The 26,406-nt window shown below is 57.5% G+C and carries 23 protein-coding genes and 1 pseudogene; 1 reads left to right on the top strand and 23 read right to left on the bottom strand.

The genetic code is table 11. The features are described from left to right. Window positions 1-9: 9 nt before the first annotated feature. The 15 genes from rsgA to WMO17_RS00700 all read right to left on the bottom strand — a co-directional run bounded on the left by rsgA (window position 10) and on the right by WMO17_RS00700 (window position 15,393). Window positions 10-888 (bottom strand): ribosome small subunit-dependent GTPase A, encoded by an 879-nt coding sequence (gene rsgA, locus WMO17_RS00770; protein ID WP_349137277.1) that lies wholly within the window; start codon window positions 886-888, stop codon window positions 10-12. 11 nt (window positions 889-899) lie between these two features. Next, window positions 900-2,798 (bottom strand): Stk1 family PASTA domain-containing Ser/Thr kinase, encoded by a 1,899-nt coding sequence (pknB, locus tag WMO17_RS00765; RefSeq protein ID WP_349137276.1) that lies wholly within the window; start codon window positions 2,796-2,798, stop codon window positions 900-902. Then, window positions 2,798-3,538 carry a Stp1/IreP family PP2C-type Ser/Thr phosphatase gene (locus WMO17_RS00760; RefSeq protein ID WP_120079537.1) on the bottom strand — a complete coding sequence of 247 codons (741 nt, stop codon included), beginning with the start codon at window positions 3,536-3,538 and terminating at the stop codon, window positions 2,798-2,800. Before WMO17_RS00760 ends, pknB begins: the two co-directional genes overlap by 1 nt. A gap of 19 nt (window positions 3,539-3,557) precedes the next feature. After that, entirely contained in the window at window positions 3,558-4,598 is a 1,041-nt protein-coding gene (gene rlmN / locus WMO17_RS00755; protein WP_349137275.1) for a dual-specificity RNA methyltransferase RlmN, read from the bottom strand. A gap of 39 nt (window positions 4,599-4,637) precedes the next feature. Then, complete coding sequence (gene rsmB, locus WMO17_RS00750; RefSeq protein ID WP_207698235.1) at window positions 4,638-5,972, bottom strand: 16S rRNA (cytosine(967)-C(5))-methyltransferase RsmB; 1,335 nt, start codon at window positions 5,970-5,972, stop codon at window positions 4,638-4,640. Further along, on the bottom strand, window positions 5,972-6,892 hold the full coding sequence (gene fmt, locus WMO17_RS00745) for a methionyl-tRNA formyltransferase (protein WP_005940255.1): 921 nt from the start codon (window positions 6,890-6,892) through the stop codon (window positions 5,972-5,974). Before fmt ends, rsmB begins: the two co-directional genes overlap by 1 nt. Further along, on the bottom strand, window positions 6,892-7,428 hold the full coding sequence (def, locus tag WMO17_RS00740) for a peptide deformylase (protein ID WP_097774854.1): 537 nt from the start codon (window positions 7,426-7,428) through the stop codon (window positions 6,892-6,894). The genes fmt and def overlap by 1 nt, the downstream gene beginning before the upstream one ends. Before the next feature lie 16 nt (window positions 7,429-7,444). Next, window positions 7,445-9,703 carry a replication restart helicase PriA gene (priA, locus tag WMO17_RS00735; protein ID WP_097774853.1) on the bottom strand — a complete coding sequence of 753 codons (2,259 nt, stop codon included), beginning with the start codon at window positions 9,701-9,703 and terminating at the stop codon, window positions 7,445-7,447. A 21-nt stretch (window positions 9,704-9,724) separates the two neighbouring features. After that, a complete protein-coding gene (gmk, locus tag WMO17_RS00730; protein ID WP_005940248.1) occupies window positions 9,725-10,297 on the bottom strand; it encodes a guanylate kinase in 573 nt (190 codons plus the stop codon). Next, window positions 10,284-10,565 (bottom strand): DUF370 domain-containing protein, encoded by a 282-nt coding sequence (locus WMO17_RS00725; protein WP_097777947.1) that lies wholly within the window; start codon window positions 10,563-10,565, stop codon window positions 10,284-10,286. The genes gmk and WMO17_RS00725 overlap by 14 nt, the downstream gene beginning before the upstream one ends. 22 nt (window positions 10,566-10,587) lie before the next feature. Continuing rightward, window positions 10,588-11,466: a YicC/YloC family endoribonuclease gene (locus tag WMO17_RS00720; RefSeq protein ID WP_349137274.1), complete on the bottom strand. Its 879-nt coding sequence runs from the start codon at window positions 11,464-11,466 to the stop codon at window positions 10,588-10,590. Between the two features lie 231 nt (window positions 11,467-11,697). Next, on the bottom strand, window positions 11,698-12,039 hold the full coding sequence (locus tag WMO17_RS00715; protein ID WP_118528073.1) for a transposase family protein: 342 nt from the start codon (window positions 12,037-12,039) through the stop codon (window positions 11,698-11,700). Window positions 12,040-12,223: 184 nt separating this feature from the next. After that, the gene (locus tag WMO17_RS00710; RefSeq protein ID WP_005940236.1) at window positions 12,224-13,627 is read right to left on the bottom strand and encodes an oxaloacetate decarboxylase subunit alpha; all 1,404 of its coding nucleotides are present in this window, start codon (window positions 13,625-13,627) and stop codon (window positions 12,224-12,226) included. A 16-nt stretch (window positions 13,628-13,643) separates the two neighbouring features. After that, window positions 13,644-14,024 (bottom strand): biotin/lipoyl-containing protein, encoded by a 381-nt coding sequence (locus WMO17_RS00705; protein WP_005940233.1) that lies wholly within the window; start codon window positions 14,022-14,024, stop codon window positions 13,644-13,646. A 49-nt stretch (window positions 14,025-14,073) separates the two neighbouring features. After that, complete coding sequence (locus WMO17_RS00700; RefSeq protein ID WP_349137273.1) at window positions 14,074-15,393, bottom strand: carboxyl transferase domain-containing protein; 1,320 nt, start codon at window positions 15,391-15,393, stop codon at window positions 14,074-14,076. Between the two features lie 366 nt (window positions 15,394-15,759). Between WMO17_RS00700 and WMO17_RS00695 the strand changes: the two genes are divergently transcribed. Next, on the top strand, window positions 15,760-17,715 hold the full coding sequence (locus tag WMO17_RS00695; RefSeq protein WP_349137272.1) for a glycerophosphodiester phosphodiesterase family protein: 1,956 nt from the start codon (window positions 15,760-15,762) through the stop codon (window positions 17,713-17,715). A gap of 185 nt (window positions 17,716-17,900) precedes the next feature. Here the strand turns inward: WMO17_RS00695 and WMO17_RS00690 are convergent, their stop codons facing one another. The 8 genes and pseudogenes from WMO17_RS00690 to rpsL form a co-directional block, all read right to left on the bottom strand. Continuing rightward, on the bottom strand, window positions 17,901-18,566 hold the full coding sequence (locus WMO17_RS00690) for a hypothetical protein (RefSeq protein WP_349137271.1): 666 nt from the start codon (window positions 18,564-18,566) through the stop codon (window positions 17,901-17,903). 264 nt (window positions 18,567-18,830) lie between these two features. Then, entirely contained in the window at window positions 18,831-19,388 is a 558-nt protein-coding gene (locus WMO17_RS00685) for a TetR/AcrR family transcriptional regulator (protein ID WP_097781913.1), read from the bottom strand. A 410-nt stretch (window positions 19,389-19,798) separates the two neighbouring features. Further along, entirely contained in the window at window positions 19,799-21,349 is a 1,551-nt protein-coding gene (guaA, locus tag WMO17_RS00680; RefSeq protein ID WP_044953447.1) for a glutamine-hydrolyzing GMP synthase, read from the bottom strand. 102 nt (window positions 21,350-21,451) lie between these two features. Continuing rightward, window positions 21,452-21,574, bottom strand: a pseudogene (locus WMO17_RS00675) (GyrI-like domain-containing protein); the annotation flags it as partial. A gap of 110 nt (window positions 21,575-21,684) precedes the next feature. Continuing rightward, on the bottom strand, window positions 21,685-22,890 hold the full coding sequence (gene tuf, locus WMO17_RS00670) for an elongation factor Tu (protein ID WP_005940209.1): 1,206 nt from the start codon (window positions 22,888-22,890) through the stop codon (window positions 21,685-21,687). Between the two features lie 175 nt (window positions 22,891-23,065). After that, complete coding sequence (fusA, locus tag WMO17_RS00665; protein WP_097774838.1) at window positions 23,066-25,192, bottom strand: elongation factor G; 2,127 nt, start codon at window positions 25,190-25,192, stop codon at window positions 23,066-23,068. Between the two features lie 24 nt (window positions 25,193-25,216). After that, a complete protein-coding gene (gene rpsG / locus WMO17_RS00660) occupies window positions 25,217-25,687 on the bottom strand; it encodes a 30S ribosomal protein S7 (RefSeq protein WP_005930552.1) in 471 nt (156 codons plus the stop codon). Window positions 25,688-25,848: 161 nt separating this feature from the next. Next, the gene (gene rpsL, locus WMO17_RS00655) at window positions 25,849-26,277 is read right to left on the bottom strand and encodes a 30S ribosomal protein S12 (RefSeq protein WP_005940205.1); all 429 of its coding nucleotides are present in this window, start codon (window positions 26,275-26,277) and stop codon (window positions 25,849-25,851) included. Window positions 26,278-26,406: the final 129 nt, after the last annotated feature.

Genomic DNA, 26,406 nt, shown 5'->3' with positions numbered 1-26,406 from the left:
CCTTATCCTTTATACTTTCGGGCGCTGCCAATCCTTCACGTCCTTGACTTCCTCGTACATGGCGCAGTAGCTGTCGTACCGGGTCTGGGAGAGCCTGCCCTCGGCCAGTGCGGCGCGCACGGCACAGCCTTTTTCGCTGCGGTGGGAGCAGCCGGTGAACTGGCACTGGCCCAGATAAGGCCCGAACTCCGGGAACGCATGCTCCAGATTTTCCTTGGGGATGAACCCGGCGCGGTTCGCTTCCAGACTGGCAAAGCCCGGCGTATCCGCAATGCGCCCGTCAAAGGCTTCAAAGATCGTCACCTCACGGGTGGTGTGGCGGCCGCGGCCCAGCTTCTGGCTGATGGCACTGGTCTCGCGCTCTGCTTCCGGCAGCAGATGGTTCAAAAGGGTGGATTTTCCCACGCCGGAGTTGCCGCAGAACGCACACAGCCTGCCGCTGATCCACTGCTTCACCTCGTCCAGCCCGCCGCCGGTCTCGTAATCGATGCGGATGAACGGCAGGGTCGATCTTTCGTAGGCCTTACACAGGAATTCCGCCTCGGCCAAGTCGCCCTTGGTGCACACGATCACCGGCTGCACGCCCTTGTCCACCGCAATGGCGGCAAGCTTATCCAGCACCAGCGTGCTGGGCGTGGGCTGGGTGGTGCTGGCCACAAGGAACAGCACATCCAGATTTGCCACCGGAGGCCGCACGAACACATTTTTGCGCGGTGCGATCTCGGCAATGACGGCTGCACCGTTCTCGGTCTCCAGCGTCACCTCATCGCCCGCCACCGGCGTGATCTTCTGTTTGCGGAAAATGCCGCGGGGCTTGCACTCCACAATGCCCTCCGGCGTTTTTACATAGTAAAAGCCGCCGATGCCCTTTGTGATATATCCCTTCATGCACGCCTCCGTCAGCTCAGCAGCGAGGACCACCAGTCGGTCAGCGGTTTCTGCGAAGGGTCGCCGCTGCCCGCTGTGCCCTGTTCGGTGCCGGTCTCGGTGCTGGAAGAAGAGGAGCTGCTGCCAAACAGGCCGCTCCACCAGTCGCCGCCGGTGGTGCTGTCGCTGGGTGCTTCCGGTTCCGGTGCAGGCTCCGGCCCGGCGCTTACCACAATGTTCACGCGGCCGTTCAGCTTTGTGGTAGAGCCTGCCGCCGGGTTCTGACTGATGACAGTGCCCACCGGCTGGTCGCTGTACTGCTCGGTCTGGCTGCCAAGGCCCAGATGGTTCTGCACCAGCAGGGTGCGGGCATCAGCGGTGCTCATGCCGGTCAGCGAGGGCACCTTGGTGGTGGTTGCCACCTGCGGGCGGCTGATATACATCACCACAGTGCTGCCTGCAGCCACCTGACTGCCCGCCGCCGGGTCGGTGCGGATCACCGCGCCGGATGCCACAGAGGTATCCACAGCCTGCGTTACCAGCACCGAGACACCCAGCTCCTTGAGCTGCTGCTCTGCATCGGCCTGCACATAGTTGGTCAGGTCCGGCACGGTAACGTACTGGGTGCCAAGGCTCACAGTCAGGGTCACATTCTGGCCCTCGCGCACCGTGCGGCCGGACACCGGCGACTGCTTATAGATATAGCCCGCCGCATAGTTACTGTTGTACTCCTGCTCCCAGGTAACGCTGATCTGGCCGGAGACCACCTGCTCGGTGGCAGCAGCCTCGTCCTGCGTCATACCGATATAATCGCCCAGCGTGATATCGGCCTTGTTGTTCATCAGGTTGGAGGAATCGTTCAGGATCATCCAGCACAGCGCAAGGCACGCCAGTGCAAATGCAATGGTAATGCCGAACAGTGCCGGCAGGAAGATGGTGCGCTTTTTCTTGCGCGGTGCGGCCTTTTTGCCGCGGGGCGCAGGCTTTTCGGCCTGACGGTTTGCACGGTTCTGGTTCATGGTACGTTTCACCACCTTTTCGGGAGCATCTTCTGTAATATACTTGTACTCGAACATCACGGAGGGGTTGTGCACGTAGGTGTCCAGCGCATCCAGCATTTCGCGGGCGGATGCGTAGCGGTTCTGCGGCAGCTTTGCCATGGCCTTTTCGGTGATCTCCACCAGTGCATTCGGCACCTCCGGCGCGATCTCGTGCAAAGACTTTGGCTGATCGGAGATCTGCTTGATGGCAACTTCCACCATGTCGTCTGCATCAAAGGGCAGATGACCGCTGAGCATCTCGTACATCATCACGCCCACCGAGTAGATATCACTGGTGCAGTCGGTCTCATCGCCCTTGGCCTGCTCCGGGCTGATATAGTGCACGCTGCCCATGGCCTTGCCGCTCAGCAGCTGGTTCTCGGCACGGGAGATGCGCGCAATGCCAAAATCCATCATGCGCAGCTGGCCGTTGTCCAAAAGCATGATGTTCTGGGGTTTGATGTCCCGGTGCACCACACCGTTGGCGTGGGCATGTTCCAGCGCCTTTAAGATCTGGGAGATGAAATGCACTGTCTCCCGGTTGGTCAGCCTGCCGCCGCGCTGGTTAAGGTACTCGCGCAATGTCATGCCGTCCACATATTCCATCACGATATACTGCAGATCATCATTCACCGATACATCGTACACTTTTACGATGTTGGGGTGGTTCAGCAGCGAGATGGCCTTGGATTCATTTTTAAAGCGGCGCACAAGGTCCGGGTCGTGCATATACTCCTGCCGCAGCACCTTTACCGCCACCACGGTACCGGCAGGCACCGGGCCGTTGTGCCCCAGCATGACCGCCTTGTAGACGTTTGCCATGCCGCCGGAACCGATCAGCTCCCGCACCTCATACAGGCCGTCCAGCTTTTTGCCGATCAGGTTGTCCATCAGCGCACCTCCTCCACACACAGCAGCAGCGCGGTGATGTTATCCGGGCCGCCGTTCTCGTTGGCCGTGCGGATCAGAAGGTCCGGCAGGTCGTAGAACCTGCCGGTGCGCAGCAGCTGTTCCAGCTGTTCTCTGGGCACGGCATTGGTCAGGCCGTCCGAGCACAGCAGCAGGATATCCCCTTTCTGCAGCGGTGCGGTAGTGAACTCCGAGTCCAGCCGGTAGTCCACGCCCAGCGCCTTGGTGATGATGTTCTTCTGAGGGTGGTGCTCGGCTTCCTCCACGGTAATGGTGCCGCAGTCCACCAGCTCCTGCACATAGGAGTGGTCGTGGGTGAGCTGGGCAAGCCTGCCGTCCCGGTACAGGTACGCCCGCGAGTCGCCTGCATGACACAGGAACACCTTGCCGCCGCGCACCAGTGCGCACACAGCCGTGGTGCCCATGCCCGCCAGCGATTCCTCACGCAGGGCCTTCTGGAACACAAAGCGGTTGGCGCTGAGCAGGCTCTTTTTCAAAAAGGTCTCCTCTTCGCCGGGCAGGCACTTGGAAGCATACTGCTCCTGAAAGCAGCGCTCGATCACATCGCACGCGCTCTGGCTGGCTTCCCTGCCGCCGCGTGCACCGCCCATGCCGTCGCATACCAGCAGCCATGCGGCATCGCCGGGCAGTTCTCCTGCGCGATAATCGTCCTGATTATCCTGCCGGACCCTGCCGACATCCGTTTTTCCTGCAAGTTTCATAGGCTTCTCCCTTTAATATTTACGCTTTCCCGTTCATTTCGTCACGGCGCAGCTGGCCGCATGCGGCGCTGATCTCGCTGCCAAGGCGGCGGCGCACCGTAGCGTTCACACCAAGGCTCTCCAGCTTCTGCTGGAAGCGGTGCACGTTGGCTGCATCGGTGGCCGAGTACGGGCTGCCGTCCACCGGGTTGATGGGGATCAGGTTCACATGGGCACCCATGCCCCGGATCAGGTTTGCCAGCTGTCTGGCGCAGGCATCGGAATCATTGACACCGCGCACCATGGAATATTCAAAGCTCACGCGGCGGCCGGTGGTATCCTGATAGCGGCGCACGGCCTGCATCAGCACTTCCACGGGATAGGCATCGTTCACCGGCATCATGCCGCTGCGAATTTCATTGTTGGGTGCGTGCAGCGACACCGAGAGGGTCAGCTGCAGCTTTTTCTCGGCCAGCTGGTCGATCTTGGGCACCAGACCGCAGGTAGAAAGGCTGATGTTGCGCATCCCGATGTTCACGCCCTCGGGCGAGGTGATGTTCTCCAGAAACTTCATCACTTCGTCAAAGTTATCCAGCGGTTCGCCAATGCCCATGAGCACGATGTGGGAAATGCGCTCCCCGATATCCTTCTGGGCGGTATAGATCTCAGAGCAGATCTCGCCTGCTTCCAGATTTCGCACGCGGCCTGCCTGCGTAGAGGCACAGAAGCGGCAGCCCATGCGGCAGCCCACCTGCGTGGACACACACACCGTGTTGCCGTAGTGGTAGCGCATCACGACGGTCTCGATGCAGTTGCCGTCTGCCATGCGCAGCAGATATTTTACCGTGCCGTCCTTTGCTTCCTGCCTGCGCTCGATCTTGGGCGCGGCAATGTAGAAGCTTTCTTCCAGCTTTGCCAGCAGGGTCTTGGGCTGGTCGGTCATGGCAGAAAACTCGGTGACCAGCTTCTGGTGCACCCAGTGGAAGATCTGCTTTGCCCGGAAGCCCGGCTGACCCATCGCTTTCAGTTCGGCGGTCAGCTCTGCCAGCGTAAAGGAAGAGATACAGCGTTTTTGTTCCATTGTGTTCTCCTATTGTTTTTTACGAACAAGCCACCTGTTTCATTGCAGCTTTTCCCCGTTTTTCTGCATGGCGCACAGGAAAAAACCGTCCATGCCGGTACGGGTGGGCACCGAAAGCGCGCCGTGCTCCCCTGCCGTCATCCCCGCGGGCAGCGCTGCGGCAGGCTCCACCACCGTAAACTCCGGGTGGCGGGCCAGAAATGCCGCGATCTGCTGCTGGTTTTCTGCCGGGTCGATGGTGCAGGTGGAGTACACCAGCCTGCCGCCCGCTTTCAGCAGCTGTGCCGCCGTATCGAGGATGGCCGACTGCGTGGCCAATAATTCAGCTTCGCGGGCCGGTTCCAGCTTTTTGTAGCGCAGATCCGGCTTTTTTGCCAGAATGCCAAGGCCGCTGCAGGGCACATCCGCTAAAATGCGGTCGGCCTGCGGCAGGGCCGGGTTCAGCTTTGTGGCATCGTTGCACAGGGCTTCCACATTAGTCAAGCCCATGCGCTGCACTGCCGTGCGGATCAGGCCCACGCGGTTCTCGGCGGCATCGCAGCTGTAGAGCCTGCCGGTGCTGTGCATCTGCTCGGCCAGCAGGATGGTCTTGCCGCCGGGCGCGGCGCACAGGTCGATGACTGTTTCTCCGGGCTGTGCGTCCACGCAGAGCGCCGCCAGCTGGCTGGCCTGCCCTTCCACATGGAAGTACCCCTGCCGGAACAGCTCATTTTCCGCCGGGCTGCCCTCGAAGCGGGCCAGCACACTGCCGGGCACAATGCCCCGCTTTGCTTCCTTTGCGCCGGAAGCCAGCAGCTTTGCACAAAGCTCATCGGCGCTGCCTTTCAGCGGGTTCGCCCGCAGGCTGGTCATGCCGCCGTCGGCCTTGTAGGTAAGGATATCCAGTGCCTCGTCCGGGTAGTTTTTGTGCAGAAATTCCGCCACATCCCGCCCGGCAGAGCCAAGCACCATGAGCCGCTCCACTTCGTTTTTGAAGCTTGCGGTGCTCAGGTCGTAGCTGCACGCCTTGCGCAGCACGGCGTTGACCAGACCGGATGCGCTGGATTTTTTGAAGGCACGGGTCAGCTTGACGGCCTCGTTCACCGCAGCGGACACCGGCACCTGCATATAGCGGGCCTGCGCCAGCGCCGCGCGCAATATTTCGCGCACCGGTGCATCCAGCTTGGCAAGGCCCTTGGGCAGGAACTGGCACAGGATGTAGTCCAGTGTGCCCCGGTGTTCCAGCACCGTGTAAAAGATGGCGCTGGCAAAAGCTTTATCGCGGCCTTCCAGCTGCTGGCGCTTGAGTTCGGCATCCAGAACAAGGTTGGAAAAGCCATCCTGCTCCTGCCGCACCAGCGCCGCCACTGCCGCCGCGCGGGGATTCGCCGCCATCAGAGGATATCCCCCGTTTTCAGGCGCTGACCGGCCGCAAAGGCGGTGCCGTCCATGGGCTTTTTGCCTTCCGGCACCACATTCAGCAGCTGGACGGCCCCCTCACCGCAAGCCACCGTGAGCGGCTTTGTGGCCAGCACGGTGCCGGGCGCTTCGCCGTGAGCTTCCACGGCACGGCACTCCATCACCTTGAGCTTTTTGCCGCCGGAGGTGACGAACCATGCACCGGGCCACGGGTTCATGCCGCGCACCCAGTTGTGGATGTGGGCAGCCGATTCGGTCAGGCGGAACTCTGCCATCTCCTTGTTCAGCATAGGCGCAAGGCAGGCGTTCTCATGATCCTGCGGCTGGGGTTTCAGCGTTCCGGCGGCGATGGCGGGCACCACCTCGCACAGCACACGGGCACCCACGGCAGTCACGCGGTCAAACAGCTGGCCGCTGGTCTCCTCCGGGTCAATGGCGATCTTCTCGCAGCAGAGCACATCGCCGGTGTCAAGGCCCTCGTCCATCTGCATGATGGAAACGCCGGTCTCGGCATCGCCGTTCAGCACGGCCCACTGCACCGGGGCGCTGCCGCGGTACTTGGGCAGCAGGGAGACATGCAGGTTGATGCAGCCGTACTTCGGCGCTTCCAGCACAGACTTCGGCAGGATGCAGCCATAAGCCACCACCACGATCAGCTCCGGGGCCAGTGCGCGGATGTTCTCGTCCTCGCTGCCGTCCCGCAGGGTGCGGGGCTGGAACACCGGCGTGCCGTGGGCAAGGGCCACTTCCTTGACCGGGGGTGCGGTAAGCACCTGCTTGCGGCCAACCGGCTTGTCCCGCCGGGTGTACACCGCGCAGATGTCATGCCCGGCGGCATACAGGGCTTTGAGGCACTCTGCGGCAATATCCGGCGTGCCCATGAACAAAATGCGCATTACTTGTTTCCTTTCGCTTCGCGGGCAGCTTTTTTGCCCTCTTCGGTATCCTCATAGAAATACTCGCTGGACTGCATGATGGTAATGCCGTCCAGATGGTCGTTCTCGTGCTGGATGCAGCGGCCCAGCAGATTCTCAGCTTCCAGCTCGAACCACTCACCGTGGCGGTCCTGTGCGCGCACCTTGACCGCGGCGGGGCGGGTCACAGCGCCGTTGTGGCCCGGGAAGGACAGACAGCCCTCGTAGGCGGTCTCCTCTTCCTCAGATACAGCCAGGATCTCCGGGTTCACAAAGTCGATAAACTTGTACTCGTAGTTTTCGGGAATTTCTTCCGGGGCATCGGTGGTGTCCCACACCACGAACAGACGGCGCAGCATGCCCACCTGCGGGCCGGCCAGACCCACGCCGTCGGCGGCGATCATGGTCTCGTGCATGTCGTCCAGCAGGGTAGCCAGACGGTCATCAAAGGTGGTGACGGGGCGGCAGACCTTGTTCAGGATGGGATCGCCCTCTTTTACAATGTTACGGATAGCCATTTATGGTACCTCCAAATCAGATGTCACCGTCCGAGTGCAGGTCCACCGCAACGGTGGCCTTGGACGGAAGTTTTTCCTGTTCGTATCTTTCCAGTGTGCTGCGCACGAGGTCGCGGAAGCGGCGGTCGTTGCGGCACTTGATGGTAAGCTTATAGCGATAAGTGTCGTTGATTTTTTCAATACTGCCGGGCGTGGGGCCAAGCACCCGCAGCGGCAGGTCCGGCTGTTTTGCCGCCTGCTGGCCCAGCAGGGCCGCAAAGCGCGCCGCCGCCCGTGCCACCTCAATCTCCTTTGCGCCTGCAAAGCCAATGACGCACAGCCCGCAGAAGGGCGGGTACAGGCCCAGCTTGCGATATGCAATTTCCTGCTCAAAAAAGGCATCGTAGTCCTGCGCGGCGGCAAGGTTCAGCACCGGGTTATCGGGGTCGGTGGTCTGGATGATGGCAAAGCCGGGGTCTCTGGCCCGGCCGCTGCGGCCCACCACCTGCGTGATGAGGCTGAACACGTTCTCATACGCGCGGAAGCCCTGCGCAAACAGCAGCGAGTCGATGCCCAGCACGCCCACAAGGGTCACATCCTCAAAATCCAGTCCCTTGGCCACCATCTGGGTGCCCACCATGATGTCATATTCGTGGTTTGCAAACCTTGCCAGCAGCTTTTCGTGGGCATCCTTTGCGGCAGTGGAATCCTGATCCATGCGCAGCACCCGCGCATCCGGGAACAGCTTTGCCAGCTCTTCCTCGGCTTTCTGGGTGCCGAAGCCCCGGTACTGCAGCTTGCCGCCGCAGGCGGGGCACACAGTGGGCGGTTCCATCTGGCTGCCGCAGTAGTGGCACAATACCTTGTGCGCCGCTTTGTGGTACACCATCGGCACGCTGCATTTTGTGCACTTGAGCACCTCGCGGCAGTCCTCGCACTGGGCCATGGTCTGGTAGCCCCGGCGGTTCAGCAGCAAAATGGTCTGCTTGCCTGCATCCAGATTGCGGCGGATGGCATCTTCCAGCGACAGACTGATCTCCCGCGGGTTGCCTGCCGCCAGCTCTGCGCGCATATCCACGATCTGCACCGTGGGCAGCGGGTTGCCGCCGTAGCGCTGGGTCAGCCGCACCAGCTGGGTGCGGCCATGCTGGGCCGCGTAAAAGCTCTCGGTGCTGGGGGTGGCGCTTGCCAGCAGAAGCAATGCATCGTTTTCCGCCGCGCGCTGCCGGGCCACCTCGTGGGCAGAATAGCGGGGCGCGGATTCCGAGCGGTAGGTGTGCTCCTGCTCCTCATCGATGATGATGAGCCCGATGTTCTCCAGCGGCGAAAAGATGGCGCTGCGGGTACCCACCACGATGTCTGCGCCGCCGTCCTGGATCATCTGCCACTGCAAAAGGCGTTCGGTGTGGTTGAGGGCAGAGTGCTGCACCGCCACCCGGCGGCCAAACTGACTCTTGAGCCGCAGGATCATCTGCGGGGTCAGGCTGATCTCCGGCACCAGCACCAGCGCACGCCTGCCCTGCTCCAGACAGCGGGCAATGAGCTTTAAAAACACCAGCGTCTTGCCGCTGCCGGTCACGCCGTAGAGCAGCGCCGAGTGGGGTGCATCGTCTTCCAGCTTTGGCAGCAGAGCATCGTAAGCCGCCTGCTGCTCCTGCGTGAGGGTGATCGGCTCGTTTTTCAGCGGAATGGACGAATACAGGTCGATGGATTTATTCACCTTGCTGCATTCCAGCACGCCTTTGGCGCACAGGTTATCCAGCACGGCACGGCTGATGCCCTTGTCTTCCAGTTCGTTCAGGGTGCGCGGCCCGCCGCCCAGCAGCGCCACTGCCGCCAATTGCTTGGCTGTCGGCTTCGGCTTTGGCGGCAGCCCACCCACAAGGCGGTAGGAGTTCTCGGTGTGGCGGGTGAGCTGCTTTTGCAGCACCGGCGTTACACCGTCCGCCGCCACGGCAGGCTTGTACTGTGCACCATAGGGAATGACCGCCTTGACCGCTTCATAATAGGTGCAGAAGGTGCGTTCCTTCAGAAAATGCACCAGCCGCAGCAGTTCCGGGGTCAGGCAGGCGGATGCCGGGGCCACGTCGAAAAGATATTTCAGCTTCGCGCTTTCCGGTTCGGCATCGCAGGCCAGCACCACGCCCATGCGGGCGCGGCTGCCACGGCCAAAGGGCACCAGCACCATGCTGCCAAGTTTTACCGCATTCTGCTGATCCGGCATGACGGCATAGGTATAAAGCTTATCAAAGTGGAAGGTCGCATTGCTGACGGCAACGCCTACCGTTTTGGGCATTCGTCCAGCTCCTTCAAAATGTTATTCTGCGGCACCAATGCGCTGGCAGATGGCCTGATACAGTGCATCGGCGCAGGTATCGACCTGGTCGTTGACCAGCTTCAGGGTGAATTTATCCTGCTGGGCCAGCTCCTGCCGGGCGGTGGCAAGACGTTCCTGAATGCTGTCCTCGGTCTCGGTGCCGCGGCCCCGCAGACGGCGCTCCAGTTCCTCCACCGACGGCGGCAGCAGGAACACGGTGGTTGCGCCGGGGAACATGCGGCGGATGTTCGCTGCGCCGTGCACATCGATGACCAGAACGACCACCTTCCGGGCTGCAAGGCGCTTGTCCACTTCCTCGCGCAGGGTACCGTAGTAGTTGCCGTTGTAGAAGTTGTGCTCCACCACCTGATCGTTCTCGATCAGCTGCTGGAACTGCTCCCGGGTGCGGTAATAATAATCCACGCCCTCCTGCTCACCGGGACGCGGTGCGCGGGTGGTGGCGGAAACAGTCTTTTCGATCTCCGGGTGTGCTTCGCGCAGTGCCTTCACCACGCTGTCCTTGCCGGTACCGGCCGCGCCGGAGACCACAAACAAATATTTATCGTTCGCCATGGGTCTGTTCCTCCTCTGTTGGTGTTTTGCCCTCCTGCCCTGCCGCACGGTTGGCCACCGTTTCCGGCTGAAGCGCCGAGAGCACCACATGATCGGAGTCCATGATAAGCACTGCACGGGTGCTGCGGCCATAGGATGCATCGATCAGCATTCCGCGCTCCCGCGCTTCCTTTACAAGGCGCTTGACCGGGGCGGAATCCGGGCTGACCACTGCCACCACACGGCCTGCACTGACCATATTGCCAAACCCGATGTTGATGAGCTTCATAAACCCCTCCGAATTTTCTGTATCACTCCAGATTCTGGATCTGTTCGCGGATCTTTTCGATCTCCGCCTTCATATCCACCACGATGCGGGTGATATCCAGATCCTGACACTTGGAGCCGATGGTATTGGTCTCGCGGTTCAGCTCCTGCGTCAAAAAGTCCAACTTGCGGCCCACCGGCTCGTCCAGCTTGAGGATATCGCGGTACTGCGCAATGTGGCTGCGCAGGCGCACCGTTTCTTCATCCACAGCGGTCTTATCGCCAAAAATAGCGGCCTCGGTCAGCACGCGGGCATCGTCGATATCGCGGTCCTCCAGAATGACCTTGAGCTTCTCGTACAGGCGGTTGGTGTAGGCTTCCACGCGGCCTGCGCTCAAAGTCTCCACCCTGCCCACGCACTCCTCGAGGAAGTTCAGACGGTTTTCCACGTCTGCCTTCATCTTGGCACCCTCGGCGGCGCGCATCTCCACAAAGCGGTCCAGCGCCTGTGCGGTAACGGCAGAAACATCTTCCCACAGCTGTTCCTCGTCCACATCCGCGTGGCGGGTGGTGAGCACATCCGGGAAGCGGGTCAGCACGCTCGCAGAGATATCGTTCTTGACACCCAGCTGTTCCGAAATATCCCGCATGGCCTGCTGGTAGCTGCGTGCCAGCTCCATGTTGACGGCCACCACCGTATCGGCAGCGTCCACATTCTGCACGGTCATGCTCAGCTCCACCTTGCCGCGGGAAATGCGCTCGTTGAGCTGCTTTTTCAGGCGGCTGTCCAGATAGCTGCAGGTGCGCGGGATGCGCGAAGAATACTCAAAGTAGCGGGAATTCACGCTGCGCAGCTCCACCGTGATCTCACGGCCATTGCGCACAGCAGTCCCCCGGCCAAAGCCGGTCATGCTTAAGATCATAACGCTCTCCTGTTCTTACATTTTCAGTGTTTCAGCTTACAAGTTTCGGTATACGTATCCGCCTTTGGGTACACAAACCCATGTTACGATACATATAGTCTCATTTTACTATTCTTCGGCCCAAAATTCAAGGTGCACTGTTGCGTGCCGCCGCCAAAACCGGCCGCAATACACGGTGCAAAGCAAAAAAGCTCTGATACAAAATCTTCCGATCCTGTATCAGAGCCTGTTTCAGTTGGTTTTATATACGCAGGTCACGCTGTTCTGCAGCAGATTTGCGTTCAGCAGTGCGCGCTCCACCCAGTGGATATTGTCCGCAATGGTATCGCGGGAGACACCGTATTCTGCCGCAATGTTCTCCATGCTGCGGTACTCGCGGCGGTAGAGCAAAGTCAGCACCAGCTTATCCTGCATTGTGATCTTGGTAAAATGCGGCCTGCGCCGGTGCTCCTTGCAATAAGCCGCATTCAGTGCTTCCAGCATCTGGGCAAATTCCTTCCGGGTGATGCCGAAGGTAAATTCATAATCCTGCTCTGTAAATTCCGCAAGGCGCTGTACCGTGATGCTTCTCATGCAGATCACCTCTTCTTTTTCCGGGGATGCCCGGGTGTCGGCTGCATCCATTTTGATTCATTATAAAATGGATGGATTTTCATGTCAATGAGCCGCCGCCCATTTTTGGGGCCAGATCCGATGCAAAACACAAAAGGAGCCTCCCGCCGCAAAAGCGGGAAGCTCCTGAATCCGTTATGAAAGATCAGACGGGATGAGACTGATTGGTGTAGTCCACATGGTCGCCGTCCACGCCCTGCTTCTTGGCATTGCGCTTTTCAAAGAACTTGGGTGCCACCTGCGGGAACATTGCGTAGGTCAGCACATCCTCTTCCTGCGTTGCCCACTTGGCAGCTTCTGCCTTCAGCTTGTCCATCTCAGGAGCCAGAGTATCAGCAAAGCGGCAGGTAATGGGCTGCTCGTCGCCCAGGATCTTCTTGGTGAACTCGGGCTTGATGGGAGCGGGAGTCTTGCCGTAATCACCGTGGACCAGACCCTTGAACTCCTTGGTGACCATCTTGTAGCGCTCGCCCAGGATCACATTGAACACAGCCTGCGTACCAACGATCTGGCTGGTGGGGGTGACCAGCGGCGGATAGCCTGCATCCTCGCGGACGCGGGGGATTTCTGCCAGCACTTCGTCCAGCTTATCTTCCTTGCCGGCATCCTTCAGCTGTTTGAGCATGTTGGAGAACATGCCGCCCGGCACCTGATACAGCAGGGTGTTTGCATCCACGCCGAGGCTCTTCGGGCTGATCTGGCCGTTGGCAATGTACTTCTCGCGCAGCTTTGCAAAGTATGCGCGCACAACGTTCAGCTGCTTCAGATCCAGACCGGTGTCGTAATCGGTGCCCTGCAGGGCAGCGACCAGACTCTCGGTGGGCATGTGGCTGGTGCCCAGGCTCAGGGGGCTCATGGCGGTATCGATGATGTCGGCACCTGCCTCGATGCCCTTCAGGATGGACATGGAAGCCAGACCTGCGGTGTAGTGGCTGTGGATGTCAACAGGGATGCTGACGGTCTCCTTCAGCTTCTTCACCAGATCGTAGCAGGTATAGGGGGTCAGCAGACCGGCCATATCCTTGATGCAGATGGAGTTTGCGCCCATCTCCTCCAGGGTCTTGGCATAGGCTGCAAAGTACTCGTTGTTGTGCACGGGGCTGAGGGTGTAGCTGATGCAGCCCTGCACATGAGCGCCTTCCTTGTTGGCTGCCTTGATGGCGGTCTGCAGGTTGCGCGGATCGTTCAGTGCATCGAAAATACGGATCACGTCGATGCCGTTTGCAACAGACTTCTGCACAAAGTACTCAACGGCATCGTCTGCGTAGGGGCGGTAGCCCAGCATGTTCTGGCCGCGGAACAGCATCTGCAGCTTCTGGTGGGGCAGCTCCTTGCGCAGGATGCGCAGGCGCTCCCACGGGTCTTCGTCCAGAAAGCGGATGCAGCTGTCGAACGTAGCGCCGCCCCAGCATTCCACGGAGAAGTAGTTGATCTTATCCATTTCCGGCAGGATGGGACGCATCTCATCCATGGTCATGCGGGTGGCCAGCAGAGACTGGTGGGCATCGCGCAGGACGACCTCAGTAACCTTGATCGGCTTTTTGGCCATGATTGTCACCTCTCCCTTAGTTCATGGAAACCAGAACGTCACCGGAGTTGACGGTGTCGCCCTTGTTGACGTTGATGGAAGCCACAGTGCCATCCTGCGGAGCAACGATCTCGTTCTCCATCTTCATGGCCTCCAGGATCACCAGCACGTCGCCAGCCTTCACGGATGCACCGGCCTTGACCTTGACATCCAGAATGTTGCCGGGCATGGGAGCCTTGACGGCAACGGCACCAGCAGCGCCTGCAGCAGCCTTGGGAGCAGCAGCGGGAGCCGGAGCAGCCTTAGGAGCAGCGGGTGCGGCAGGAGCTGCAGCAGCAACCGGAGCAGCACCAGCGGCAGTCTCCTCCACGGAGACGCTGTAAGCAACGCCATTGACGGTAATATTGTAGTACTTCATGGAAGGATCCTCCAAATCAAAATCGTATCAAAAAGATTTATACAGACGATTACAGAGCCATGTTGCCGTGCTTCTTGGGCAGGCGGGCAGCACGCTTGGTGCTCAGCAGTTCCAGTGCGGCAACAACGCTTGCACGCACATTGGCTGCATCGCAGGTCAGGTCAGCAGCGCCGCAGGCAACTGCATTTGCTGCGCTGCACACCTCGGCGGTGTAAGCAGCAGCCTTTGCGTTGGTGGCTGCAATGATGTTGTCGGAAGCATCGATCTCTTCCTTGTACAGGACGCTGACCGCTGCGCTGGGTTCCAGTGCGCTGACGGTGCAGCCAGCCACGGCAATGCGCAGATCGGCAGCAGCCAGAGCGGTGTAAACAGGGCCGACGGCCTTGCCAGCCAGCACAGCCACCTTTGCGGTGGTAGCGTCGGCATAGGTAGCAGCCAGACGGGCAGCCTCACGGATGCCGCCTGCAATGTCATCGGTCGCGCTGGGCACAAAGCCCTCGGTATCCACAATGGTGATCACCGGCACGCTGAAGGCATCGCACAGGCGCACAAAGCGGGAAGCCTTGGCCACGCAGTTGTGGCACAGGGTCTTGCCGGTGGCCACAACGCCCACGGCGTTGCCGCCCACGGTGGCAAATGCGGTGTAAACAGACTTGCCAAAGCCTGCATACAGCTCCACAGCGCTGTCCTTATCGACCACGGCAGCAGCAGCCTTTGCAGGCTCTGCACCGGCAGCCAGAGCAGCAGTGGGCTGCTCGAACTCAAAGATCGCAGGGCCGGTCAGGTTGTTGGCCGGCAGCAGGCCCACGATGTGAGCAGCCTTCTCGGCAGCTTCCTCAGCAGTGGGTGCCACAATGGCGGCCACGCCAGCCTTTGCAGCGGCGGCTGCGGTGCCGGCATCGGCCACCTTGTCGCCCTTGGCAGCAGAGGTGAACGGAGCGGTGAAGAACAGCTCTGCGCCCTCAGCCATGATGCAGACATCTGCATTGGTAGCGCTCAGTGCGCTGGTGCCGCCGCAGACACCCAGAACAACAGCCACCTGCGGGATCACGCCGGAAACCTTTGCGATCTGCGCATTCAGCTTTGCGCTGGCGGTCAGCACGTCCAGACCCTCAGCCAGCTTTGCGCCAACGGAGTTGTAGAAGGTGACGACCGGGCAGCCAGTCTGAGCTGCCATCTCCAGAACCTTGATGTTCTTTTCAACATCCTTTACGGTAACAGCTTCGCCGTTCTGGTAAACAGCGTAAGCCTGCTGACCTGCCGCATAGCCGCAGGCAGCGCTCACTGCACCGTCAGCAAACAGTGCAGTGTATTCCCCGTCATCAAAAAACTTGGCGAGGATTTCTCCCTTATTGATCTTTGAAGCCATGGTAAGACCTCCTGGTTGTCTGTGTGAGCTTTCAAAATTAGTTTTATTATACTGAATTTTCCATAAAAATGCAAGAGATTCTATAAAAGTCCATGCGAATCAACATCTGTCGCGCAGAGTTCTACAATTTTTTAACGAGTCATCGTTCCTCCGCTTTCTCGCCTTTTTTCGGGCATTTTGCACCGCACACTCAGCTGCCAAAAAATCTCTTTTAATTTTGTGGATTCTGTCTGCCCCTGCTGCATTTTATTTTATAAGAAGTTATGTTACACTATATTTAATATGTAAATTTTTTTCGCAGAACAGCCCGCCGGGAAGCTTCGGGGCGGGTCATTTTGCAGAATATAAAAGGAAGGCCATGTCAAATTGAAAGATCTGCTCACTTCACTCCGCGCCTCCAACGAAACCTACAACTCCATGAAGCACTCCGCCCGGGCTATCATCCGCCGCGCCGAGATCCCCCTGCTCGCGGTCATCGTCCTGTATAAGGCTGCAACGAACCTGCTGTTCGTCCCCCTGATGCAGCAGCTCTGGTCGCTCACGCTGCGGTTCGCACCCATGCACTACCTGAGCAACAACAACGCTTCCGATATCTTTTCCTCCCCCGCGATCATCCTGTGCATCACGCTCATTGCTATCCTGACCGCGTTCTGGGCGCTGTATGAGTTTTCCGTCCTGCTGCATGGGCTGGATCTTGCCCGCAAGGGCGAAACGATCCGCCTGCCTGCCCTGCTGCGCACCTCTCTTGCAGATATCCGCCACGCATTCCTGCCGCAGAACTGGCTCGTTCTGGTCTACAGTGCCGTGCTGATCCCGTTCACCAATTTTTTCCTCGCCTATAACTATATCACGCAGCTTGCCGTGCCGGAATACATCATGGGTGTCATCCAGGCAAACAGCCAGTATTACCTGCTCTATCTGGCTGCCGGTGCTGCCCTGCTGTTCCTCTGTGTCAGCTGGGTGCTGGTGCTGCCGCTGTTCGTGCTGGAGCGCAAAAGCCTGTGGCAGTCGGTAAAGGAAAGCTTTTGCTGCATCCGCAGGCGCGTCTTCCGTGCTTTTCTTTTGCTGCTGCGCTGGAACCTCTCGGTCGTCCTGCGTTCCCTGCTGCTGACGGCAGCGGTTGCCGTGCCGCTGTACGGCATCATCATCGCGGTCGGGCTGCAGAGCACACAGGCCATGTTTGCACTGTCCCGCGCGGCGCTGGCCATTGAGATGCCTTTCTTCCAGTTCCTGATCGACTGCGCCATCACCATGGCGCAGTGCACGATCCTCGCCATGCTGCACTGCCGCCTGCGGGAGTCTCTCCCCTCTGAGCCGGAGCCGGTCCAGAGCGGAAAGTATCACCGTTCCACCGGCAGGCTGCTTCTGGGTGCATCGGTTGCGGGTGCTACTCTGCTCACCTTTGCGCTGGCATTCTGTTACCTTGCCCTGCCCAGAGACGACGAGTTGCTCTCCATGCTGGGCGGCGTTGCGCCGGTAGTCACCGCGCACCGCGGCTACTCCGCTGCCGCACCGGAAAACACCCTGCCCGCTTTCCAGCTGGCCATCGATCAGGGTTGCGAGTGGGCCGAGCTGGATGTGCAGATGACCAGGGACGGCGTGGTCATGGTGACCCACGATACCAGCCTGCGCCGCTGCACCGGCCGCAACGAGAACATCTACGACCTGACCTATCACGAGGTTCGCAAGCTGGATGCCGGGCGCTGGTTCGGCCAGAAGTACACTGGTGCCAAAGTTCCCACACTGGAAGAAGTGCTGGACCTGTGCAAAGGTAAGATCCAGCTGAACATTGAGATCAAGCCCAATGCCGCCACCCCGGAGCTGGAAGCGGAAACCATCCGCATCATCCGCGAAAAAGGCTTTGCGCAGGACTGCACCATCACCTCGCAGAGTTATGAAACCCTCTGCAAGGTCAAGGAGCTGGCACCGGAGATCCGGACCGGCTATATCCTTGCACTGGGCGTGGGCAGTTATTACGATCTGCCTGCCGCAGATTTCTTCAGCGTACAGTCCACCTTTATCACCTCCGGTATGGTGCAGCAGATCCATAAGCGCAGCAAGACGATCTCCGCATGGACCGTCAACCGCGAAGAGGATGCCAGCGAACTGCTGAGCATCGGCGTGGACGACCTGATCACCGATAAGCCGGATATGATCCAGCAGCTGCTGAGCGAGGATGCCGACCTTGACAACAGCCTCGTCCTCCTGCGCGACTTCATCCGCGACCTGTTCGCTCCGTCCGATGTCGATGAACCCACTCCTGAGGAAGAAACCATCGAAGAAGCCATCGAGGACCCGGACGAATTGCTGGATGCATCGTAATCGCGGCAACCATCAAGTATTCTGTTAAACTAGCCGTACACACATAAAAAGCCCCCTGCCAGTTCATCACCGGCAGGGGACTTACAAGTTTACCTGATCCAGTTTTATCAAGTAAGATCATTCCAATTCGGTAAGCTTGGATCTTTACGAAGCAATTTATTTCATAAATCGGTACTGTGAACAAATCACTTACATTCCTTCTTCATAGCAGAATAACCGATGAGAACGGTCCACACATAGGCGCAGGTCTTGGGGATCATCAGCATACCAATCATGGGGACGGTATTGGCCCAAAGAACAACGGGAATGTAGAACCCGAAGCTCAGCACGATGGTCATCCACATCCAGCGAAAAGCCGAGTCGTCATGCTCCTTGGCACTGCGGTAGAACAACACGATGATCAGCAGGCCCATCAGTGCAAAAGGAATGTTACGGTAAATGCCCCAGGACAGCGGGGATTCGGCGCTCAGCCACTGGTTCTGCGGCATCATGCACAGGATGACACGCACGGCAGCCAGACCGTAGACGGCGGCAGTCAGGCCATTGTTGCCCTTGACCCGGTAGCGCTCACGCCAGACATAGTACAGCAGCACATAAAAGACAGTCATTGTCACAGAGGTGATCCACTTACCCAGACCCAGAGGAACGGTAAAGTTTTCAAAGCCCGTGGTGCATAGAGCCAGAGCACGGGGAATCAGATGGAACGAGTCGCCGGCACCCAGAACGACAGCCATCAGACCGAACAGCTTGAACTGGTGGTTGCCCTTGCAGCCACAAATCATCAGGATACCGATGGTGATGACGGATACCAGATACACAGCATCAAAAACAGTTTCTACGATTGCTTGCATAGTTGATTGCTCCTTGTTGATAGATTAAATTGATTGTAACACTGCATTTTTTGCAGGGCCGACTTAGTTTTTACGGTCATCAAGGGCTTGCTCGGCAAAGTTGCATCCAAAGCGCAGGATGTTGAAGCTTGCATTCCTCCACACAAGACAGGCGAGCAGCAACAGGATATTGCGATGAACTTTCCTATGAGTGTCTCCCTTGAGTGAACAGTGTTCATTTTGGACATTATAAAATTCCCACAGCAGTGTGGGAAGAAAATGCGGTCAATATAAGGTTCTGCGCACGATTTCCAGCACAGCGGCAGGGTCGTAGTCCTGCCGCAGCAAGGCAGACAGCATCAGCGAAAATAGAACATCGGCAAATTTTTCAACGGTGAATTGCGCGTTAAAAGCGTCCGGACGGATTTTGGTATCCTGTTGCAGCACCGTACACAGACCATTTAAGATATGGTGCCAGATTTGCTGCATGTGCCGTTTGCCATCGGCCTTGTCCTCCTGCATAAAGCCGAGAGAGTGCAGTGTGAAGAATCCAGGATACTGCTCACAGCCGTAGGCCATGCGCTCGTACATCCATTTGACACAGGTCTGCACATCCTGAAATACAGCCTCGTCCTGCGGGCGGTGGAAAATTTCGCACCAGACGCTCTCGACCGTGGCGCTGATAAGCTCAGCCTTGGAGTCATAATAGTTGTAGATCGAGCCGACCGAGACCCCGCATGCCGAGGCGACAGAACGGATACTGACCGCCGCCCAGCCCTTTTCCCGGATAAGCTCACGGCTGTTTTTTAAGATATCTTCCTTGGAGGTTACGATTGTATTCATATGGTCACCCTCAATATGAACAATGTTCATTTTTATTATACTGCCCGTTCCCACTTTGTCAAGAGGATTTCATAAAAGGTTTATATTTTGCGGATTAAGACATTGAATGCAAACTTACAAAAATCATAAAAGGAGTATATGTATGATGCCACCTTACTGTCGATTCAGTATCATCTATTTTCGATAATGTCAGGGCATTTTCTTAATGTCAATAATGTCAAAAAGCCCCGGAAAGAAACGTAAACTCGTAACTTTCCGGGGCTTTCAAATTATTCTCAAATGTTAAACCGAACCAGTAATCCGGGTGGCTCCACAATGAAGTTTTCCGCGGCTTAGTGTCAAACTAATGTCACAGAGCAAATTTTTAGCAAATTTTATTTGATGCTACGTTAAAATTTTGCTTCATTCCATTATTCGAGCTCAATGGTTGCCGGCGGCTTACCGGTGCAATCATAGAACACGCGGTTCACATGCTTGACCTCATTGACGATGCGGCTGGTGACAGTGCCCAGAACATCCCAGGGCATATTATAGCTCTCTGCAGTCATGAAGTCGGTGGTGGTCACAGCACGCAGGGCCACAGCGTAATCATAGGTGCGCTCGTCGCCCATGACGCCCACACTGTGCATGTTGGTCAAGGCTGCATAGTACTGGCTGATTTCCTTATCCAGACCCGCCTTTGCGATCTCCTCACGCCAGATCGCATCGGCATCCTGCACGATTGCCACCTTCTCCGGGGTCACTTCGCCGATGATGCGGATGCCAAGGCCCGGGCCGGGGAACGGCTGACGGCTGACCAGATATTCGGGCAGACCCAGCTCACGGCCGGCCTGACGCACCTCGTCTTTGAACAGGTTGCGCAGCGGCTCCACCAACTCCTTGAAGTCCACGGTGTCGGGCAGACCGCCGACGTTGTGGTGGCTCTTGATAACAGTGGACTCACCGCCCAGACCGCTCTCAACGACATCCGGGTAAATGGTACCCTGTGCCAGGAAATCCACCTTGCCGATCTTCTTGGCCTGCTCTTCAAACACACGGATGAACTCTTCGCCGATGATCTTGCGCTTGCGCTCCGGCTCGGTGACACCAGCCAGCTTTGCAAAGTAGCGTTCGCGGGCATCCACACAGATAAAGTTGATATCAAAGCCGTTGGCATTGCCCGGGCCGAATACAGAGCAGACCTCTTCCTTCTCGTTCTTACGCAGCAGACCGTGATCCACAAACACGCAGGTCAGCTGCTTGCCGATAGCCTTAGCCAGCATAGCTGCCAGAACGGAGGAATCCACGCCGCCGGACAAGGCGCACAGCACCTTGCCATCGCCGATGCGCTCACGCAGGGCCTTGACGTTGTTCTCCACAAAGGAGTCCATCTTCCAGTCGCCGGTGCAGCCGCAGACGTTGTACACGAAGTTGCGCAGCATCTTCTTGCCTTCCGCAGTGTGCAGCACTTCCGGATGGAACTGGACCGCGTACAGGCCCTTCTCAGCGTTCTCTGCCGCAGCTACCGGGCAGTTGACCGTGTGAGCAGTGATTTTAAAGCCGGGCGCTGCCTGCTCAATATAGTCGTTGTGGCTCATCCAGCAAATGGTGGAGGGCTGCACATCGGTGAACATCTTGCTGTTCGTGTCCACGAACACCTCAGTCTTGCCGTACTCGCGCTCCGGTGCGCGGCAAACATGGCCGCCCAGCAGATGCATCATCAGCTGGCTGCCGTAGCAGATGCCCAGCACAGGCACACCCCAGTTGAAGATCTCAGGGTCGATCGTGGGGGAATCCTCCAGATAAACGCTGTTGGGGCCACCGGTAAAGATGATACCCTTGGGGTTCTTTGCCTTGATAACCGACAGATCGGTTTTATAGGAATAGATTTCACAGTAGACATTGTTCTCGCGGACGCGGCGCGCGATCAGCTGATTGTACTGGCCGCCAAAGTCCAGCACGATGACAGTTTCATGCTGCATGAAGTTCTCTCCTCCCTTATCCATTCAATGTGTTTCTACAGATAAAATCAGTATAGCACATCTGCCAAATAAAAGCGACATCATTTGTGAATTTTCCTGTTTTTATTTTTCACGTATGGGATGCCGCAACACCGTTTTCAGTGTTCCCGGTGCAGCGCGGCGAGGATCACTCAGATAAATTTCGTGGTGGAAGCGTGTCTCTGAAAAATCCGGCATACACCCCTGCCCTTACAGACAGAGGATCTAAAACAAAAAGAGACCTTCCCACTCTCCGGAATGGGAAGGTCTCTCGTAAGTTTAACCTTTAGCCTTAGGAAAGGCGCGAAGGGTCAAAATCACTCAATGATCTTGCCAACAACGCCAGAACCAACGGTACGGCCACCCTCACGGATAGCGAAACGCAGGCCCTCTTCCATAGCAACAGGGGTCAGCAGCTCAACGTGCATCATGACGTTATCGCCGGGCATGCACATCTCAGTGCCTTCGGGCAGAGTGATGATACCGGTCACGTCGGTGGTGCGGAAGTAGAACTGAGGACGATAGTTGGAGAAGAACGGGGTGTGACGGCCGCCTTCGTCCTTGGTCAGAACGTACACCTGAGACTCGAAAGTCTTGTGGGGGTGCACAGAACCGGGCTTAGCCAGAACCTGACCACGCTCGATCTGGGTACGATCAACACCACGCAGCAGAGCGCCGATGTTATCGCCAGCCTCAGCGAAGTCCAGAGACTTACGGAACATCTCCAGACCGGTGATGGTGGTGCTCAGACGATCGGGCTTGATGCCGACGATCTCCATAGCATCGCCAACCTTAGCAATACCACGCTCAACACGACCGGTTGCAACAGTACCACGGCCAGAAATGGTCATGACATCCTCGATGGGCATCAGGAAGGGCTTGTCTTCCTCACGATCGGGGTTGGGGATATAGGTGTCAACAGCGTCCATCAGCTCCTTGATGCAAGCATACTCGGGAGCATTGGGATCAGTGGAGGTAGACTCCAGAGCCTTCAGAGCGGAACCACGAATGATCGGGGTGTCGTCGCCGGGGAAGTCGTACTCGGTCAGCAGCTCACGGATCTCCATCTCGACCAGATCCAGCAGCTCTTCGTCGTCGACCATATCGCACTTGTTCATGAACACGACGATATAGGGCACGCCGACCTGACGAGCCAGCAGGATGTGCTCACGGGTCTGGGGCATGGGACCATCGGTAGCAGCAACGACCAGAATAGCGCCGTCCATCTGAGCAGCACCAGTGATCATGTTCTTAACGTAGTCAGCATGGCCCGGGCAGTCAACGTGAGCGTAGTGACGAGCGTCGGTCTGATACTCAACGTGAGCGGAGTTGATCGTGATACCACGAGCACGCTCCTCAGGAGCCTTATCGATGTTGGCATAATCCATGAAGTCTGCGTCGCCCTTCAGAGCCAGGTACTTGGTGATAGCGGCGGTCAGAGTGGTCTTGCCGTGGTCAACGTGACCGATGGTGCCGATGTTCACATGCGGCTTAGAACGGTCGAACTTTGCCTTTTCAGCCATTGGAATATCCTCCCTTAATTTAGGTTTTGATATTTGGTTACAACAACCCTGCAAGATGCAGACATTGCATTGCAAGGCTATTCTACTAAATTTGCCCTGTAAAATCAAGTGCTTTTACAGGAAATTTTGCCGAGGTTACACTACCCCGGCAAAATTCACTTTAAATTTAAGGCGATCAGCCCTTGGTGCGGCCAGCAATGATCTGGTCAGCAATGTTCTTGGGCACCGGCTCGTAGTGAGACGGCTCCATGACATACTGGCCACGGCCCTGAGTCTTGGAACGCAGGTCGGTAGCATAGCCGAACATCTGAGCCAGAGGCACAAATGCATTGACGCGCTGAGTACCAGCCATAGCTTCCATGCCCTGGATCTGACCACGGCGTGCATTCAGGTCGCCGATAACATCGCCCAGATACTCATCGGGAACGATAACTGCAACCTTCATGATAGGCTCAGTGATGATAGGATCAGCCTTGCGCATAGCATCCTTGAACGCCATAGAACCAGCAATGGAGAAGGCCATTTCAGAGGAGTCGACCTCATGATAAGAACCATCCCACAGGGTAACCTTGACATCAACGACAGGATAGCCAGCCAGAACACCGGACTTCATAGCACCCTGGATACCGTTGTCGATAGCCGGGATGTATTCCTTCGGGATGGCACCGCCAACGATGGCGTTGACGAACTCGTAACCCTTGCCGGGCTCGTTGGGCTCGATCTTGATCTTAACATGACCGTACTGGCCCTTACCACCGGACTGACGTGCGTACTTGGTCTCCTGGTTGGCCTCTTTGCGGATGGTCTCACGGTAAGCAACCTGAGGTGCACCCACGTTTGCTTCAACCTTGAACTCACGCAGCAGACGGTCAACGATGATCTCCAGGTGCAGCTCGCCCATACCGGCGATGATGGTCTGACCGGTCTCTTCGTCAGTGTAGGTCTTGAAGGTCGGATCCTCTTCGGCCAGCTTTGCCAGCGCGATGCCCATCTTCTCGTTGCCGGCCTTGGTCTTAGGCTCGATGGCAACGCGGATAACAGGCTCGGGGAACTTCATGGACTCCAGAATGATGGGATGATTCTCATCACACAGAGTGTCACCGGTAGTGGTGTTCTTCAGACCGACAACAGCAGCGATATCACCTGCGTAGCAGCAGTCGATATCCTTGCGGTGGTTAGAATGCATCTGCAGGATGCGGCCCATACGCTCCTTGCTGTCCTTCACGGAGTTGTAGACAGTGGTACCTGCCTCAACCTTACCGGAGTAAACACGGAAGTATGCCAGCTTACCAACGAACGGGTCGGTAGCGATCTTGAAGGCCAGAGCTGCGAAGGGAGCGTCGTCAGAAGACGGACGGGTCTCCTCTTCCTCAGTCTCGGGATTCACGCCCTTGATGTCAGGGACATCGGTAGGAGCGGGCATATAGTCAACGATAGCGTCCAGCAGCTTCTGGACACCACGGTTCTTGTAGGAAGAACCGCAGACAACGGGAACCAGCGTGTTGGCGATGGTCTCCTTGCGGATCGCAGCCTTCAGCTCGGCACGGGTGATCTCCTCGCCCTCGAGGTACTTCTCCATCAACTCTTCGTCGTTCTCAGCAACAGCCTCGATCAGAATGTTGTGGTACTCCTCGGCCTGCTCACGCATATCCTCGGGGATGGGCTCAGTGCGCATGTCGTTGCCCATGTCGTCGTAGTAGACCTCAGCGTTCATATCGACCAGGTCAACGATACCGCGGAAGGTATCCTCCTGACCGATAGGCAGCTGGATTGCCACGCCGTTTGCGTGCAGACGATCGTGCAGCATCTTGATGCAGCGGAAGAAGTCGGCACCCATGGTGTCCATCTTGTTAACGTACACCATACGGGGAACCTTGTACTCGTCAGCCTGACGCCAAACGGTCTCAGACTGCGGCTCAACACCGCCCTTTGCAGCCAGAACGGTCACAGAACCGTCCAGCACGCGCAGGGAACGCTGGACCTCAACAGTGAAGTCCACGTGGCCCGGGGTGTCGATGATGTTGATGCGGTGACGGTTCTTCTTGAATGCAACCGGATCCTTCTGGGTCTCAGAGTGGCTCCAGTAGCAGGTGGTAGCAGCGGAAGTGATGGTGATACCACGCTCCTGCTCCTGAACCATCCAGTCCATGGTAGCGCCGCCATCATGAACTTCGCCGATCTTGTGGTTGATACCGGTGTAGTACAGAATACGCTCGGTAGTAGTAGTTTTACCAGCATCAATGTGGGCCATAATGCCGATATTTCTCGTCATCTGAAGAGAAACTTCTCTGGGTGTAGCCATGAAATTAACCTCCTACAGAACAGATCAATAACGGAAATGAGCGAAAGCCTTGTTGGCCTCTGCCATCTTGTGAGTATCCTCACGCTTCTTCACGGCGTTACCAGTGTTGTTGGCAGCATCCATGATTTCAGCAGCCAGACGCTGAGCCATGGTCTTCTCACCACGGCTGCGGCTGTAGGCAGTCAGCCAGCGCAGACCCAGGGTCTCGCGGCGAGCCGGGCTGACTTCCAGAGGAACCTGGTAGTTAGCACCGCCAACGCGGCGGGTCTTGCACTCGAGGCTGGGCATGATGTTCTCCATCGCCTTCTCGAAAGTCTCCAGAGGATCGTTGCCGGTCTTCTCCTGAATCATGGAGAAAGCTTCGTAAACGATCTTCTGAGCGACGCCCTTCTTGCCATCCAGCATAACGCTGTTGACCAGACGAGTGACCATCTTGGAATTGTAAATAGGATCAGCTAAGACATCGCGCTTAGCAATGTTACCTCTTCTAGGCATCTTTCTTCCCTCCTTCACAGAATGATATCATCGGTACTCGAAAGTAATAAAACTCCCGTTGTGTCACAAAGAGCTGACCTTTACATAAACTGTTGCCCTCCGCTTTGCAAGCGGACTTGTTATTTATATAATGGAAAGCCGTTTATGGCGGTTGTCCTCAATTACTTCTTTGCAGCACCGGCCTTAGGACGCTTTGCGCCGTACTTGGAGCGGGCCTGATTACGGCCTGCCACACCCTGAGTATCCAGGGTACCACGGATGATGTGGTAACGCACACCGGGCAGGTCCTTAACACGACCGCCACGGATCAGCACGACGGAGTGCTCCTGCAGGTTATGGCCGATACCGGGAATGTAAGAGGTGACCTCGATACCATTCGTGAGGCGGACACGAGCAACCTTACGCAGAGCAGAGTTGGGCTTCTTGGGGGTCATGGTACGAACAGCAGTGCAGACACCACGCTTCTGGGGGCTGTTCAGATCAGAATACTGTTTCTTCTGAGAATTGTAGCTCTTCAGCAGTGCGGGAGCGGTGCTCTTGGTAGCCAGAACCTGACGGCCCTTGCGTACAAGCTGGTTAAAAGTAGGCATTTTGTTTCTCCTTTCTTAATAATGCACATCGGACTTTTTCCGACTTTTTTGCCGCACTATCCCCATGAGGGATGCGCAACAGTTATATAATACTCGCTTTACAGGCGGATGTCAACAGTTTTTGCAAAG

The sequence above is a fragment of the Faecalibacterium faecis genome, from assembly GCF_040096475.1.
In the GTDB taxonomy this organism is placed as follows: Bacteria; Bacillota; Clostridia; order Oscillospirales; family Ruminococcaceae; genus Faecalibacterium; species Faecalibacterium taiwanense.
This window is presented reverse-complemented; position numbering and strand designations above follow the sequence as displayed.